This is a genomic window from Gaiella occulta, assembly GCF_003351045.1.
In the GTDB taxonomy this organism is placed as follows: Bacteria; Actinomycetota; Thermoleophilia; order Gaiellales; family Gaiellaceae; genus Gaiella; species Gaiella occulta.
The window spans coordinates 177,719-191,836 of record NZ_QQZY01000001.1 but is presented as its reverse complement, the minus strand read 5'-3'; the positions used below and the strand labels follow the sequence as shown (position 1 = coordinate 191,836).

14 protein-coding genes are annotated in these 14,118 nt (G+C 72.5%); 5 read left to right on the top strand and 9 right to left on the bottom strand.

What is annotated here, in order from left to right; genetic code table 11:
* Genes Gocc_RS00915 through selD form a run of 3 tightly spaced genes read right to left on the bottom strand, consistent with a single transcriptional unit; the run spans position 1 to position 2,925 of the window.
* On the bottom strand, positions 1–894 hold the full coding sequence (locus Gocc_RS00915; RefSeq protein WP_114794658.1) for a PAC2 family protein: 894 nt from the start codon (positions 892–894) through the stop codon (positions 1–3).
* Positions 895–917: 23 nt separating this feature from the next.
* A complete protein-coding gene (locus Gocc_RS00910) occupies positions 918–1,895 on the bottom strand; it encodes a COX15/CtaA family protein (protein ID WP_114794657.1) in 978 nt (325 codons plus the stop codon).
* A gap of 4 nt (positions 1,896–1,899) precedes the next feature.
* Positions 1,900–2,925 carry a selenide, water dikinase SelD gene (gene selD, locus Gocc_RS00905; RefSeq protein WP_181813267.1) on the bottom strand — a complete coding sequence of 342 codons (1,026 nt, stop codon included), beginning with the start codon at positions 2,923–2,925 and terminating at the stop codon, positions 1,900–1,902.
* A 154-nt stretch (positions 2,926–3,079) separates the two neighbouring features.
* On the opposite strand from selD, the gene Gocc_RS00900 reads away from it, so the two are divergent.
* Positions 3,080–3,760, top strand: a complete 681-nt coding sequence (locus Gocc_RS00900; RefSeq protein WP_114794655.1) for an SDR family oxidoreductase — start codon at positions 3,080–3,082, stop codon at positions 3,758–3,760.
* 5 nt (positions 3,761–3,765) lie between these two features.
* Here the strand turns inward: Gocc_RS00900 and argG are convergent, their stop codons facing one another.
* The 3 genes from argG to Gocc_RS00885 form a co-directional block, all read right to left on the bottom strand.
* On the bottom strand, positions 3,766–5,106 hold the full coding sequence (argG, locus tag Gocc_RS00895) for an argininosuccinate synthase (protein WP_114794654.1): 1,341 nt from the start codon (positions 5,104–5,106) through the stop codon (positions 3,766–3,768).
* 48 nt (positions 5,107–5,154) lie between these two features.
* Positions 5,155–6,093 (bottom strand): TlpA family protein disulfide reductase, encoded by a 939-nt coding sequence (locus Gocc_RS00890; RefSeq protein ID WP_114794653.1) that lies wholly within the window; start codon positions 6,091–6,093, stop codon positions 5,155–5,157.
* Between the two features lie 153 nt (positions 6,094–6,246).
* A complete protein-coding gene (locus Gocc_RS00885; protein ID WP_147281138.1) occupies positions 6,247–7,632 on the bottom strand; it encodes a helix-turn-helix transcriptional regulator in 1,386 nt (461 codons plus the stop codon).
* Between the two features lie 353 nt (positions 7,633–7,985).
* Between Gocc_RS00885 and Gocc_RS00880 the strand changes: the two genes are divergently transcribed.
* Positions 7,986–8,711 (top strand): AzlC family ABC transporter permease, encoded by a 726-nt coding sequence (locus Gocc_RS00880; protein WP_114794651.1) that lies wholly within the window; start codon positions 7,986–7,988, stop codon positions 8,709–8,711.
* A complete protein-coding gene (locus tag Gocc_RS00875; protein WP_220150374.1) occupies positions 8,708–9,001 on the top strand; it encodes an AzlD domain-containing protein in 294 nt (97 codons plus the stop codon). The genes Gocc_RS00880 and Gocc_RS00875 overlap by 4 nt, the downstream gene beginning before the upstream one ends.
* An 8-nt stretch (positions 9,002–9,009) precedes the next feature.
* Here the strand turns inward: Gocc_RS00875 and Gocc_RS00870 are convergent, their stop codons facing one another.
* Together Gocc_RS00870 and Gocc_RS00865 are read right to left on the bottom strand one after the other, a co-directional pair.
* Positions 9,010–9,621 (bottom strand): TetR/AcrR family transcriptional regulator, encoded by a 612-nt coding sequence (locus Gocc_RS00870; protein WP_114794650.1) that lies wholly within the window; start codon positions 9,619–9,621, stop codon positions 9,010–9,012.
* Complete coding sequence (locus Gocc_RS00865) at positions 9,618–11,069, bottom strand: MFS transporter (protein WP_114794649.1); 1,452 nt, start codon at positions 11,067–11,069, stop codon at positions 9,618–9,620. Before Gocc_RS00865 ends, Gocc_RS00870 begins: the two co-directional genes overlap by 4 nt.
* 122 nt (positions 11,070–11,191) lie before the next feature.
* On the opposite strand from Gocc_RS00865, the gene Gocc_RS00860 reads away from it, so the two are divergent.
* On the top strand, positions 11,192–11,635 hold the full coding sequence (locus tag Gocc_RS00860; protein ID WP_114794648.1) for a nitrogen regulation protein NR(II): 444 nt from the start codon (positions 11,192–11,194) through the stop codon (positions 11,633–11,635).
* 6 nt (positions 11,636–11,641) lie between these two features.
* Here Gocc_RS00860 and Gocc_RS00855 read toward each other — a convergent pair whose 3' ends face one another.
* Positions 11,642–12,325 carry a hypothetical protein gene (locus Gocc_RS00855; RefSeq protein ID WP_114794647.1) on the bottom strand — a complete coding sequence of 228 codons (684 nt, stop codon included), beginning with the start codon at positions 12,323–12,325 and terminating at the stop codon, positions 11,642–11,644.
* A gap of 79 nt (positions 12,326–12,404) precedes the next feature.
* Between Gocc_RS00855 and Gocc_RS00850 the strand changes: the two genes are divergently transcribed.
* Complete coding sequence (locus Gocc_RS00850; protein ID WP_220150373.1) at positions 12,405–14,117, top strand: NAD+ synthase; 1,713 nt, start codon at positions 12,405–12,407, stop codon at positions 14,115–14,117.
* The last annotated feature ends 1 nt before the right edge of the window (position 14,118 follow it).

Sequence of the window (14,118 nt, the reverse complement as noted above, 5' to 3'; positions counted from 1 at the left end):
TTACGCGGGCGGCTGCTCGCCGTCGCGCGGCTCTTCCCGCTCACGCAGGAAACGGCTCAGCTCGGCTGCGAGCGACTCCCCGGTCGGCAACTCGCCTTCGTCCATGATCTCCTCGAGCGAATCCGCGCGCCGCTCCAGCTCCTCGACGTACGCGGCCGTGTCAGGATCGGATGCGACCGCCTGCGACACCTGCTCGGCGTAGGCCGCCTCCGCCTCGGCGAGCTCGGAGACGTCGATCGGCACGCCGATCAGCTCGCCCAGCCGCTCGCACAGCGCGCGGGCCGCGCGCGGGCTCGGAGCGAGCGACACGTAGTGAGGCACGGCCGACCACAGGCTGACGGAGGGGATGCCGGCCGCGCGGCAGGCGTCGTGGAGGACGCCCACGATGCCGGTCGGCCCCTCGTAGCGCGCGTGCTGCAGTCCGAGCTCCTCTACGAGCGACGGGTCGCTCGCGGCGCCGGTCACGGGCGCCTGACGGGTGTGCGGCACGTCCGCGAGCAGCGCGCCGAGCGTGACCACGAGCTCGACGCCGAGATCGCGCGCGAGCCCGACGACGATCTCGGTGAACGTGCGCCAGCGGTAGTTCGGCTCGACGCCGAGGAGCAGCACCGCGTCACGGTCGGCGCCCGGGATCGGCGCGCAGTAGAAGGCCGTCTCCGGCCAGTCGATGCGGCGCGTCAGTCCCTCGTCCAGGGTCACGAGCGGTCGCGTCGCCTGGAAGTCGACGAATCCCTCGGGATCGATGTCGGCGAACCGGGTTGCCTCCCACGACGCCGCCAGCGAGCCGCCGGCGAGCGTCGCCGCCTGGCCGCCGTCGTTCCAGCCGCGGAAGGCGGCGACCATGACCGGTCGCCGCAGCAGCGGCCGCTCGCTGATACGCAGCTCGCCGTCCATCCGCGCAGCTTAGCCCGGATCTCTCACGTGGCATCGTCGCGGGCGAGAGCCGGCGGCGGCCGCCAGAGGGCGTATGCGATGCCGACCGTGAGCGACCAGATCGTCGCCGCGAGCGAGACGTGGATGACGACGAGCCACCAGGGGAGCGCGCTGCGGTACTGGATCTCACCGACGGCCGCCTGCACGACGAGCACGCCGACGAGCCCGAGCGCAAGTCGCGCGATGCCGGGGTAGTTGTGGCGGAGCCGCCACAGGAACACACCGACGACGAGCACACCGATGCCGAAGACCGCCGTCGCGCGCACGTGGACGTACACGGTGTCGCTGATCCCGAGCCCGAGGCGCCGGATGTCGCGGCCGCCGGAGTGCGGCCCCGAAGCGGTGGCGACGGCACCCGTGACGACGAGCACGGCACAGGCGGCAACGCCGACGAGCGCGGCACGACGCAGCCACCCGGGGCCGACCGGCGGCGCGGGCCCGACCGGCCCCGCCCACGCCTCGAGCGCGACGACGATCGCGCCGGCGAGCACGAGCAGCGCGAGCAGGAAGTGGGACATCACCGCGAGAGGGTGCAGCTCCAGCAGCACCGTGACCCCGCCGAGCGGGATCTGCGCGACCGTCCCCAGCGCGGTCAGGAGCGCGACGGTACGCACGCGCCCGGGGAGCCCGCCGACACGCCGGGCGGCGAGCCACGTGACGACCGCTATGACGATGCCGACGAGCGCGACCATGCGGTTGCCGAACTCGATCGCCGCGTGGCCGCCCTTCTCGGGATACGGCTTGTCCCCGCAGCGAGGCCAGTTGTCGCAGCCGAGCCCGGACGCGGTCAGCCGCACGACGGCGCCGCCCGTGACGACCACCCACAGGGAGAAGACCGAGACGGCTGCGATGCGGGCGAGCCGCGCGGGGGCGACCTCGCGGCCGAAGCGGCCGCGGAGGCGGGCGAGCGCTCCGTTCGAGCGGGCCGGGCTCCGCCCGAGCAGAGGCTCCGGAGTCTGCATGCTCCTACCGTAGCGAGACGCCGCTGCCGGGCTCGACGCGTCCGATGCGATGGAACGGCAGACCGGCGACGGCGAACGCGGCCTCCGCGACGGCGGCCTTCTGCGACGGCAGGGCGACGAGGAGGCCGCCGGCCGTCTGGGGATCGAAGGCGAGCGCCTCCGCCACGGCGGAGGCGGCGCTGTCGACGTGCGGGCCGGCGTACTCGCGGTTGCGCCGGTCGCCCCCCGTGCGCACGCCCGCCTGCGCGAGCTCGAGCGCGCCCGGGAGCGCCGGCAGCGCCCCGGCGTCGAGCAGCGCGCGGACGCCGCTGCGCGATGCCATCTCGTGCGCATGGCCGAGCAGGCCGAACCCGGTCACGTCGGTGACCGCGTGCGGCTGGAAGGGGCGCAGCACGTCCGCCGCCTCACGATTCAGCGTCCGCATCTGCGCCACCGCCGCCGCCAGCGCGCCGCGGGGAGCGCGCCCCTCGCGCTGCGCCTGGAGGACGAGACCTGTTCCCAGCGGCTTCGTCAGGTAGAGCACGTCGCCGGCACGGGCACCGCTCTTCGGCCAGATGCCGCCGGGATGCACGGTGCCGACGACGGCAAGGCCGTACTTCGGCTCGACGTCCCGGATCGTGTGCCCGCCGGCGAGGATCGCCCCCGCCGCCCGCACCGCCTCGTCGGCGCCGGCGAGGATCTCGCCCAGCATCTCCGTCGGCAGCTCCTCCGGGAAAGCGGCGATCGAGAGCGCGAGGAGGGGCGCGCCTCCCATCGCGAACACGTCGTTGAGCGCGTTCGTCGCCGCGATGGCGCCGAACGCGCGCGGGTCGTCGACGAGCGGGGGGAAGAAGTCGACGGTGAAGACGAGCGCCCGCTCGGCGTCGAGGCGGTACACGGCCGCGTCGTCGGCGGGGTCGAGGCCGACGAGGAGATCCTCCGCGACGACGGGGACGAGCCCCGCCAGCAGCGTCTCGAGCCTCGTGGCCGAGTACTTGGCGGCGCAGCCGCCCGCCTTGGCAAGCGACGTCAGCGTCGGGATCTCGGTCACCGTCCGAGTGTACGGCAGGGGTGCAGGAGCGATCGAGCGCACGCCGAAAGCGAGGGAGCGGAGAGACTCGTTCCCCTTCCCTCTCTCCCCTGACGAACGAGGGCCGCCACCCCCCTTCTGGCGGCCCTCGTGCCTTCTGTGCGAGGATCGGCAGATGCCCTCTGCGCTCGTCACCGGCGGCTCATCCGGCATCGGTCTCGCGATCGCGCGCATGCTGCGTGACGAGGGATACGGGCTGACGCTCGCCGCGCGCAGGCGGGAGCGGCTCGAGGCGGCGCAGGAGGAGCTCGCCTGCACGATCGTGCAGGCGGACGTGTCCTCGGAGGACGACTGCACGCGGATGGTCGCCGAGCACGTCGAGCGCCACGGCGACCTCGACGTCCTCGTCAACTCGGCCGGCGTAGGTATCGCCGGGCTGGTCGGCGACACGCAGACGAAGCACTGGGACCTGCAGCAGAGCGTGAACCTGCGCGGCGCCTTCCTCGTCACGCGCGCGGCGCTGCCGCACCTGCGCACCACGCGCGGGCACGTGATCAACCTCGCCTCCATCGCCGGCACCCTGCCGACGCCCGGCCTCGCCGCCTACGGCGCCGCAAAGGCGGCGCTGATCGCGCTCACGCGCTCGCTCGACCGCGAGGAGGCCGCCCACGGCGTGCGCGCGAGCGCCCTCTGCCCGGGCTTCGTCGACACGCCGATGGCGGAATGGTCGGGGGTCCCGGGCAACACCATGATCCAGCCGCAGGACTGCGCCGAGATCGTGCGGGCGCTGCTGCGGCTGTCCCCGCACGCCCGCGTGCCCGTCGTCGTCATCGAGCGCGCCGGGGGGGACGTGTAGCCGGGCTACGCGTCGCCCGGGTCGCCACTCTCGCCCAGGAGCTCGAGCGGGCCGGCCGCCTGCGTCAGCCCCGCGTGGCCGTACAGCTCGAGCTTGCCGCGTGAGTCCTCGATGTCGAGCAGTCGCATCGTCAGCTGGCCGATGCGGTCGACCGGGCCGAACGTGCTCTCCACGTTCTCCATCGACAGGCGCTCGGGATGGTAGGTGGCGGTGGGGCTCGTGGTGTCGAGCACCGTGTAGTCGTCGCCGCGGCGCAGCTCGATCGCGACCTCGCCGGTGATCGCGAGCCCGATCCAGCTCTGCAGGCTCTGGCGCAGCATCAGCGCCTGCGGATCGAACCAGCGGCCCTCGTAGAGCAGCCGGCCGAGCCGTCTGCCCATGGTGCGGTAGTTGTCGATCGTCGCCTCGTTGTGGACCGCGTTGACGAGCCGCTCGTAGGCGATCCACAGCAGCGCCATGCCGGGCGCCTCGTAGATGCCGCGCGACTTGGCCTCGATGATGCGGTTCTCGATCTGGTCGGACATGCCGAGGCCGTGGCGGCCGCCGATCTCGTTCGCCGCCCGCACGAGCTCGACGCGGTCGTCGAACGCGTGGCCGTTGAGCGCCACCGGCCAGCCCTCGCGGAACGCGACGCGGACCACCTCGGGCGCGATCTCGACCGCCGGATCCCAGTGGGCGACACCCATGATCGGCTCCACGAGCGCCATCGAGCGATCGAGCAGCTCCAGCTCCTTCGCCTCGTGCGTGGCGCCCCAGATGTTGGCATCGGTCGAGTAGGCCTTCTCGACCGAGGCGCGGTACGGGAGCCCCCGCTCGAGCAGCCACTCGCTCATCTCCTTGCGCCCGCCGAGCTCCTCGACGAAGAGCGCGTCGAGCCACGGCTTGTAGATGCGCAGCTGCGGATTGGCGAGCAGCCCGTAGCGGAAGAAGCGCTCGATGTCGTTGCCCTTGTAGGTCGAGCCGTCACCCCACACGTCGACGCCGTGCTCCTTCATCGCGTGCACGAGCATCGTCCCCGTCACGGCGCGACCGAGCGGCGTCGTATTGAAGTAGGTCTTGCCCGCGCTCGAGACGTGGAAGGCGCCGCATTGCAACGCCACCAGGCCCTCGTGCACGAGCTGCCCGCGGCAGTCGACGACGACGGCCTCCTCGGCGCCGTACTCGAAGGCGCGCGCGCCGACGCCGGCAACGTCGTCCTCGTCGTACTGGCCGAGGTCGGCCGTGAACGCATACGGAACGGCGCCCTTCTCCCTGATCCAGGCGACGGCGACGGAGGTGTCGAGGCCGCCGGAGAAGGCGATGCCGACGCGCTCCCCGAGCGGGAGCGAGGTGAGCACGCGGGACATGCCGACAGCGTAACCGCACGTCGCCGCCGCCGGCTCGGCGGGCGCGCGCTACGGAGCGACCTTCTCCACGGCGGCCTCGAGCTCGCCGGCGCCGAAGGCCCCCTCGATCCGCGCCCGGATCACGCCGGTGCGGTCGACGACGAACGTCCACGGCTCGGTCGGAAGCCTCCACTCGTTCACCCAGCGGTTCGTGCCCCTGGCGGGGTCGTTGCCCTCGTAGATCTCGACGTGGATGAAGTCGATGCCCTTGCCACGCCACCGCTTCGCGACGGACTGGACGACCTGCACCACCGGTCCGCAGGTGCGCGTCTGGCAGTAGAGCGGGGTGGCGAAGGTGACGACGAACGGCCGCTTCGCGGCAAGCGCGGCGGCGACCGTCGTCCGCAACAGCTCGCTGTCGGGCGGCTGCGCCGTCGTCACGGCCTTCGCGTCGACCCCGGCCGCGAGCGTCGGGTTGCGCGACGGGAACGCCCGGTCGCCGATCGACGGGGCGACTGCCTCCTTCTTCACGACGACGTTGCCGAGCGCCTGGATCCTCTTGCCCCCGACAGGCTCGGCGAGCAGCCAGTACGTGCCCGGCGCGGGCGTGCGCACCGAGACGACGTAGATGCTCTCGGCGTCGGCCGCGGCGCCTCCGGGGACGCCGATGCGCTCGAGACGGGCCGTGGCCTCGGCATACGGCTTCCGGCGCAGGCCGCGTGAGATCCACACGCGCGCCGCCGGGCGCTCGACCAGCCGCGACTGCCCGTCGACGACGAGGAACGAGACCCTGTTCACCCCCGGGCCGTAGTCGGATGTGCCCGGGACGACCGCCACGTCCTCGCCTGGTCCACGCCAGAGCGCCTCCAGTGTCCCCGGAGGCGCTGCCGACGTCTCGGCGGTGGTGGTCGTCGTGGTCGACGTCCCCGCGCTCGTCCCGCCGGAGGTGCCGCAGCCGGCGAGCACGAGCGCGAAGCCGGTGGCGATGAGGGCTGCGGCCGGGCGCATCCACGCCCGAGTCTAGCCGCAGCGGAGAGCGGTCTAGTGCCCGTCCGACCAGGTGTGCGACTTGGGGTAGAACTTCCCGAGCCAGGCGGCGGCGAGCGCAAGATTCGCCAGGAGCAAGAGCAGTCGAGCGTGACGCATGTCCGTTCCTCCTTCCTAGAAGCGGATGTCCTGGAGCGCCGCTGCGGCGTTCCGGTACAGACGCGCTGCCTCGCAGTCGTCTCCCCGACGACTCGCGAGATCCCCCAGCGCGACCCACGCCCCCGCCCTGTGGCTGATCGACGCCATCTGCTCGAAGACGGCATCTGCAGCCCTGAAACACTCCTCGGCCTCGTCGAGGCGCCCCCGCTCGAGCAGCGCCCGGCCGAGCACGACGTACGACTGACCGACCTCGTCGGGATAGTCCTCCCGCCCCTCGAGGAGCTCGAGCGCCTTGCGCGCGTGCTCGTCGGCCGCGTCGTACTCGGCGAGGTGCAGGTGCACCGTGGCCAGGCTGCCGAGCGCCTGCGCGGCGTCCGGCCGCGACCCGGTCTCGACGGCGAGCGCGAACGACGCCTTCAGATGCTCGATCGCCTGTTGCGGCTTGCCGAGGAGGAGGTGCAGGCCGCCGAGGTTCATCATCATGCGACCCACGTTGCGCTCGTCGTTGAGCTCCTGGTAGAGCGCCTTCGCCCGCTGCGCATAGTTGCGCGAGAGGACCCAGTGACCCATGCGCTCGGCGACGAGAGATGCCTGGAAGTACGTGTTCGCCACGACCCGTCGGTCGTCCATCCCCTGCGCCAGCTCGAGCGCGCGCTCGACGTCCTCGCGCGCCGCCTCGAAGTCGCGCTGGCGGCGGCGGCAGCGAGAGCGCCAGCCGAGGATGTCTGCGCGAAGCAGGTCGCACGGCAGGCCCGAGCGCTCGGCCAGGTCGAGCGCCTCGTCGAACAGCGCCACGGCCGTTGCGATGCTCGAGAGCTTGTAGCGGCAGACCCCGAGCCGGAACAGCAGCTCGGCACGATCGGCATCGGAGAACTGCGGCCCTTCGGCGAGATCGCGGGCGACGGCGAGCAACTCGATCGCGCGGCGGACATCGCTGCGCTGGGACTCCGCCCAGGCCTCTCCGGCGAGCGCTCGCACCTCGAGCTCCGCCGAGCCGGCGGCCGCGACGTCCGCACGCGCGAGCGCGAAGAGCTCGGCGGCCTCGTCGTAGCGGTGCGACTCCGACAGCGCCTCGGCGCGCGCGAGCAGCGCCTCGAGCCGACCTCGCTCGTCCGTCGAGACGCCTCGGGCGAGGAACGCCTCGTCGACGCCGAGGCGTCCCGCGAGCCAGCCGAGCGTCTCGTCCGTCGGGCGCGTCTTGCCCCGCTCGATCTGCGAGATGTACTCCTTCGAGAACCGCTCGCCGGCGAGCTGCGTCTGCGTCAGCCCCGCGGCGAGGCGGAGCGAGCGAAGGCGGTCGCCGAGACGGGAGACGGGGACGCCGGGCGTCGCCTCCGGGGGCGTGGTGTCCGCATCCTCGAGTATCCGTGCGCTGCCGTCGTCCATCAGCCCCTCAGTCAAGGCGCTCCACCTCTCCGGCGCACTCCCTCCGAAGGGGGAGTTTCAGGCTCCAGACGCGTGATTCCATCGGTGAAGTAGACCGTAGCGCAAATCACTTGACCGAGCTACTTGACTTTTCCGGACACGGCTCCTAGTGTGAAGGCACCAGCGCATCGCAGCCAGACGCCAGGCGCGGTGCGAGGGGCGCAACCGCACCGGAGCGGTGAGGGTGCGGGGGTCGTGTCTGGGCCGCAGAGTCACGATCTCCAGCTCTCGCCCCGTACGGGACGCCTCATCGAAACGCCCCCGGAAGCCGCAGCCGGGGGCGTTTCCCGTTTCGCGGGCGAGTCGGCCCGTCACCGTAGGATCGGCACATGGCCCGCGAACGCGCGCGCTCCCCGTTCTCCCGCGGCTTCCGTGCGCTGGCTCCGCTGTGGCTCGGCGTCGTGCCGTTCGGCGTCGCGTACGCGGTCACGGCACGCGGGGCGGGCCTCACGATCATCGAGACGCAGGCGCTGTCCGCACTCGTGTTCGCCGGCAGCGCACAGGTGAGCGCAGCAGGGCTCCTCGGCACGGGGACCGCAGGTGTCGAGATCGTGCTGACGACGTTCCTCCTCAACGTGCGGCACGTGCTCTACGGGCTCTCGCTCGGGAGGGAGCTGCCGCTGACGCGGCGCGAGCGCCCCGCCGCCGCCTTCTTCCTCACCGACGAGGCGTTCGGGGTCGTCGCCGCCGCACGCGAGCGATCGTTCGCCTTCCTGCTCGGCGCGGAGCTCAGCCTGTTCCTGACGTGGAACCTGGCGACGCTCGCGGGCGCCCTGCTCGGCGCCGCGATCCCCGACCCGGAGAAGATCGGCGTCGACCTCATCTTTCCCCTCGCGTTCCTCGCTCTGCTCGTACCGCTCGTGCGCACGCGGGTCGAGCTCGCCGTAGCGGTCGCCTCCGGCGCGCTGGCCTACGCCCTCGCCGGCGCGCTGCCCGGCGGCCTGCCGATCCTCCTCACGGGTGTGGGAGGAAGCCTGCTCGGCGCCTGGCTGACACGCGGGCGCCCGCTCGACACGTCGTTCCACGCCGACGATGCCGCCCGCGAGGTCGCGTGACCTTCTGGCTCACCGTCGCCGGCATGGTCGCCGTCACGTTCGGGTCGCGCTTCGCCGGACTCGCGCTGAAGACGCAGCTGCCGCCGTTCTGGGTGCGGTTCCTCCACTTCGTGCCGATCGCGGTGTTCGCCGCCCTCGTCACGCCGTCGCTGGAGGGAGCGCGGGGAGAGGCCGGCATCCGGCTCGCGGCAGCCACCCTGGCGGCGCTCGCCGCCTGGCGCACGCGGCAGCTGTGGGTCGCGATCGCGGTGGGGATGCTGGTGTTCTGGCTGTTGCGTGTGCCCTTCTGAGCAGTCGCTCAGGCGCTGCCCGAGAGCCAGCGCCGGCGCTCGCGCGCGATCGCGGCGAGATCGTCGTCGCCGAGCACGCCTCCGAGCCGGCCGACGACGGAGCGCAGGAGCCCACCGGCGACGAAGATCCATGCCTCTGCGTCCGGGTTCCGGTCGGCGGGAACGAGCCCCCGCTCCTGCGCGGCGCGCAAGAGGCCGGCCACGAAGCCGTGCACCTGGCGCAGATGGCGACGGACGCGCTGCTGCAGCTCTCGGTCGTCGGCCGCCTCCGTGACGCCCTGGATCCAGAGCGTGGCGAGCAGAGGGCTGCGCCACGGCGACGTCGCCACCACGTCGTCGACGCCCACGAGCTCCCCGTTCGACTCGGCAAGACGCTCGAGAGACGCCTCGACCGCCGCACGCAGATCTGCCCACGCGGCGTCGAGGCAGGCGAACCAGAGCTCGCGCTTCGAGGGGAAATGGCGGTACAGGAGCGGCTCGGACACGCCGGCCTCACGCGCGATCAACGCCGTCGTGGCGCCGGCGTAGCTCGTCGACGCGAACACGCGTTGAGCCGCCGCCACGATCTGCCGGCGACGCTCGGCCGCGGGCAGCCGTGGCGACGGCGAGGCGGCGGTCACGCCGGTCCGGCGGCCGGCTGCTGCGAATCCGGGGCGGGTCGGCCGCGCGCGTGGCTTCTCACCGTCACCGCGGCGGTCAGCGCGGCCGCGAACGCCACCGCCGCCGCGACGTAGAGGGCGCGGTGCAGGCCGCTCATGAACGCCTCGACCGCCGTCGCGCCGGCGGCGAGGGACGACCGCGACTCCGCGGCGAGGATCGCTCCCATGACGGCGATCCCGAGCGAGCCGCCGACCTGGCGGAACGTGTTGAGGATGCCCGAGCCGACGCCTGCCTTGTCGACGGGCACCGAGCTGAGCGCGGCGGCGGTCATCGGCGTCATCGTGATCGCCATGCCGACGCCGCCGAGCACCATCGCCGGCAGCAGCGTCCAGTACGACGAGTCGGCCTGCAGCCGGGCGAACAGGAGCAGGGAGGAGCCGACGAGCGTCATGCCGCCGGCCATCAGCCAGCGCGAGCCGAGCCTGTCGGACGACCTCCCTGCGATCGGCGCGACGAGGATGATCAGCAGCGTCATCGGCAGGAACGACGCGCCTGCCCGCACGGCGCTGTAGCCGAGCACGTTCTGCATGTAGAGCGAGATGAAGAAGAACACCCCGAACATCGCGAGCGAGACGAGGAGCGCGACGACGTTCGCTCCCGCGAAGGTGGGGTTGCGGAAGACCGTCACGTCGAACATGGGAAGCCGCTGGTGCAGCTCGAGCAGGACGAAGGCGACGCCTGCGGCGGCCGCGAGCCCGAAGAGCGCGAGGATGGTCGACGACGTCCAGCCGTAGCCGTTCGCCTCGATGAGGGCGAACACGAGCGCAAACAGGGCGACGCCCGACGTGAGCAGGCCGGGAAGGTCGAGCCGCTGCTCGTGCGAGGTGTCGCGCGACTCGCGGATGATCACGCGGGCGGCGACGAGGCCGAGCAGGCCCACCGGGACGTTCACGTAGAAGACCCAGTTCCAGCCCAGGTGCTGGGTGACCAGACCGCCGACGAGCGGGCCGAACGCGAGCGCCATCGCCGACACGCCCGCCCAGATCCCGAGCGCCGTGCCGCGCTCCCGCGGCGGGAAGGTGGCGGTGATGATCGAGAGGGTCGCGGGCATCATGAACGCGGCGCCCACTCCCTGGACGACGCGGGCGGCGATGAGCAGCTCGGCGCTGCCCGCCAGTCCACAGAAGAGCGACGACAGGGTGAACACGGCGAGGCCGACCAGGAACACCCGCCGCCGGCCGAACATGTCGGCGAGCTTTCCTCCCGTCAGCATCAGCACGGCGAAGCTGAGCGCGTAGCCCGTGACGACCCACTCGAGCTCCGCGACGCCGATGCCGAGGTCGCGCTGGATCGCGGGCAGCGCCACGTTCACGACGGTGTTGTCGAGCATGATCATGAAGAGGGCGAACGCGACGGCGGCGAGCGTCCACCACTTCCTGTTCTCCTCCGCGAGGATCCTGGCCTTCATCCGCCTCCCTCTCGTGCTCGAGCGCCGACGGCGATAAGTTAGTGGATACTAACAATCAGGGGGCCGCCCCGCGCGGGCGGTTAACAGCGCCTGAACCGCAGCGGCGCGTACGATCGGCGGCGATGCCCGTCTACATCTGCCCGAACTGCAAGAACCGCTCGGTCGACGTCGACGGGTTCGAGGGGCTCACGGGCTCGGCGCAGCCTCAGTGCCGCCGCTGCGGGTTCGGGTTCGTCTTCCAGCTGCTCGAGGACTTCTATCCGGCGCCGTCGACCGGCTTCCTCGTCTGCGACGCCGACGCCCGCGTGCTCGCCGTCGGGCGGGGCGTGTTCGAGCTGACCGGATGGCACGACGCCGACCTGATGGGCCAGGACGTCGCAACCGCGCTCTCGCTGTCGGACGGCGAGGCGATCGAGGTCGTACGCGAGTGGGGTGTGCGCAAGCTCGGCCAGGAGCTCGACCTCGTCACGCGCGCCGGCATTCGCAAGCCCGTCACCGTCGACCTCTTCCCGGCGTACGACGACGACGGCGGCCTGCTCGTCGGGCTCACGCCGCGCACGGCGTAGCGGCCGTCACCGCGGCGGTCGCGGTGCGATCCACAGCTGCGCCGACACGGCGAGCGGCTCGCCGTCCTCCCCGTACAGGGCGGTGCCCGCGTGCCGCTTGCGGCCGTCCTCGTCGAGCGGCCAGCCGACGACGACGCAGCGCTCTCCCTCCTGCGGGAGACGGTCGAGGCGCGCGGTGATCCGCGCCAGCAGCGGCTCGCCGCGCCCCTCGCCGCGCAACGCGTAGGCGCCGGGGCAGTCGATCGCCGCCCACACGATCTCCGGCGCGACCTCGTGCGCGACCCAGGTCGCGGCGACGAGAGGCGGTCGGCTCTCGACTCGGCCCGCGTGGATCTCGAGCCCGTCCGGGCGCACGCCGCAGACGAAGCACTCGTCGAACGCCGGAGCGCCCCATCCTCCCGCGGCGCGCGCGGCGGCGACCGCCTCGTCCCACGACGGCGGCGGAGGGGGCACGAGGCCGGGATCGGCGGGGCGCGCCTCCGCCACGAGCACCTCGGCGTCGAGCATCAGCATCCGCTCGCCCTCGCGCCGGAGCTCGAGCGGCCGGTCGAGCGGCGGCGGCAGGCGCAGCGTCACCTCCGCTGCGCCCGCTCCGAGGGCGCCGGCGAGCAGACCCGCCGCGTAGCCGCCGTTGGCCGACGTGCGCGGCCCCCGGTAGCGGCGGGCGATCGTGACGGGCGCGAGCTCCATGCCGGTAGAGTGACGTTTGCGCCTCCGGGTCGAAAACATGTCTGCCGGAGGTCCCCTCGAACCGGGAGGATGCGCCCCAGTGAGGCTCGCGCTCGCACAGTTGAACGTCGTCGTCGGCGACCTCGACGGCAACGGGGCGAAGATCGCGGACGCGGTACGTACGGCGCGCACGGCGGGCGCCGACCTCGTCGTGCTGCCGGAGCTCGCCGTCACCGGCTACCCGCCGGAGGATCTCCTGCTGCGCCCGGCCTTCGTCAAGGCGGCGCGCACGACGCTCGAGGAGATCGCGGCCTCGACGCGGGGGATCACGGCTCTCGTCGGCTGCCCGCTGTTCGACCGCGACCTCTCCAACGCATGCGCCGTGCTCTCGGACGGAGCCGTGGCCGGCGTGTACCGGAAGCGCTTCCTTCCCAACTACGGTGTCTTCGACGAGCACCGCTACTTCGCCGAGGGCCGCGAGCTGATGCTGCTGCGCGCGGGCGACGTGCTGGTCGGGCCCACGATCTGCGAGGACATCTGGCAACCCGGCCCGCCCGCCACCGACCTCGCGCTCGCCGGCGCCCAGCTGCTCGTGAACCTGTCGGCGTCCCCGTTCCATGTCGGCAAGGCGGAGGACCGCGAGGAGATGCTCGTCACGCGCGCGCGTGACAACGCGTCGTATCTCGCGTTCTGCAACCTCGTCGGCGGCCAGGACGAGCTCGTCTTCGACGGCCACTCGGTCGTGCTCGACGACGAAGGCGAGGTGATCGCACGCGCTCCCGGATTCGAGGAGGCGCTGCTCGTCGTCGACATCGACCCGACCGAGGCGATCGGCCGGCGCCTGCGGGACGTGCGCCGCCGCGAGCTCGAGCGCTCCCGCGAGCGGCTGCCCGAGATCCCCGTCGTCGAGATTACGGCGCCGCGTGCACGGACGGAGGCGGCGCCGGGCACGATCGCTCCGTTCCTGCCGGAGCTCGAGCAGATGCGGCGGGCGCTCGGCCTCGGGGTGCGCGACTACGTCGACAAGAACGGCTTCGAGAGCGTCGTGCTCGGCGTCTCCGGCGGCATCGACTCGGCGCTCAGCGCGGCGATCCTGGCCGACGCGCTCGGCCCCGAGCGGGTACACGCGGTCTCGATGCCTTCGCGCTACTCGTCGGCGGAGACACGCGACGACGCGCGGGCGCTGAGCGAGAACCTGGGCCTCGACTTCCGTGAGATCCCGATCGAGCCGGTGCTGGCGGCCTTCACGGAGGCGCTCGCACCGTCGTTCTCGGGCCGCGGCGCGGATCTGACGGAGGAGAACCTGCAGGCCCGCATCCGCGGCACGCTGCTGATGGCGCTGTCGAACAAGCTCGGCTGGCTCGTCGTCTCCACCGGCAACAAGTCCGAGATGGCGGTCGGGTACGCGACCCTGTACGGCGACATGGTCGGAGGTTTCGCGCTTCTCAAGGACGTGTTCAAGACCGACGTGTTCCGGCTCTGCCGGCACCTCAACGAGCGCGCCGGTCGCGAGCTCATCCCCGCCTCGACGATCGAGCGAGCGCCGAGCGCCGAGCTACGCGCCGACCAGCGCGACGACCAGTCGCTGCCGCCCTACGAGCTACTCGATCCGGTGCTCGAGGCATACGTCGAGCTCGACCGCTCGCGGGAAGAGCTCCTCTCCGAGTTCGACGCCGCCACGGTCGAGAGGGCGCTCGCGCTCGTCGACCGCGCCGAGTACAAGCGCCGCCAGGCGCCGCCCGGGGTGAAGCTCCGTCCGCGCGCCTTCGGGCGCGACTGGCGACTGCCGATCACCAAGCGCTCGCAGCCCTGAG

Bases quoted from the DNA above. Each gene is read 5' to 3' on its own strand.
- Gocc_RS00915 (WP_114794658.1), bottom strand. From the start codon at position 894: ATGGACGGCGAGCTGCGTATCAGCGAGCGGCCGCTGCTGCGGCGACCG.
- Gocc_RS00910 (WP_114794657.1), bottom strand. From the start codon at position 1,895: ATGCAGACTCCGGAGCCTCTGCTCGGGCGGAGCCCGGCCCGCTCGAAC.
- Gocc_RS00900 (WP_114794655.1), top strand. From the start codon at position 3,080: ATGCCCTCTGCGCTCGTCACCGGCGGCTCATCCGGCATCGGTCTCGCG.
- argG (WP_114794654.1), bottom strand. From the start codon at position 5,106: ATGTCCCGCGTGCTCACCTCGCTCCCGCTCGGGGAGCGCGTCGGCATC.
- Gocc_RS00890 (WP_114794653.1), bottom strand. From the start codon at position 6,093: ATGCGCCCGGCCGCAGCCCTCATCGCCACCGGCTTCGCGCTCGTGCTC.
- Gocc_RS00880 (WP_114794651.1), top strand. From the start codon at position 7,986: ATGGCCCGCGAACGCGCGCGCTCCCCGTTCTCCCGCGGCTTCCGTGCG.
- Gocc_RS00865 (WP_114794649.1), bottom strand. From the start codon at position 11,069: ATGAAGGCCAGGATCCTCGCGGAGGAGAACAGGAAGTGGTGGACGCTC.
- Gocc_RS00860 (WP_114794648.1), top strand. From the start codon at position 11,192: ATGCCCGTCTACATCTGCCCGAACTGCAAGAACCGCTCGGTCGACGTC.
- Gocc_RS00855 (WP_114794647.1), bottom strand. From the start codon at position 12,325: ATGGAGCTCGCGCCCGTCACGATCGCCCGCCGCTACCGGGGGCCGCGC.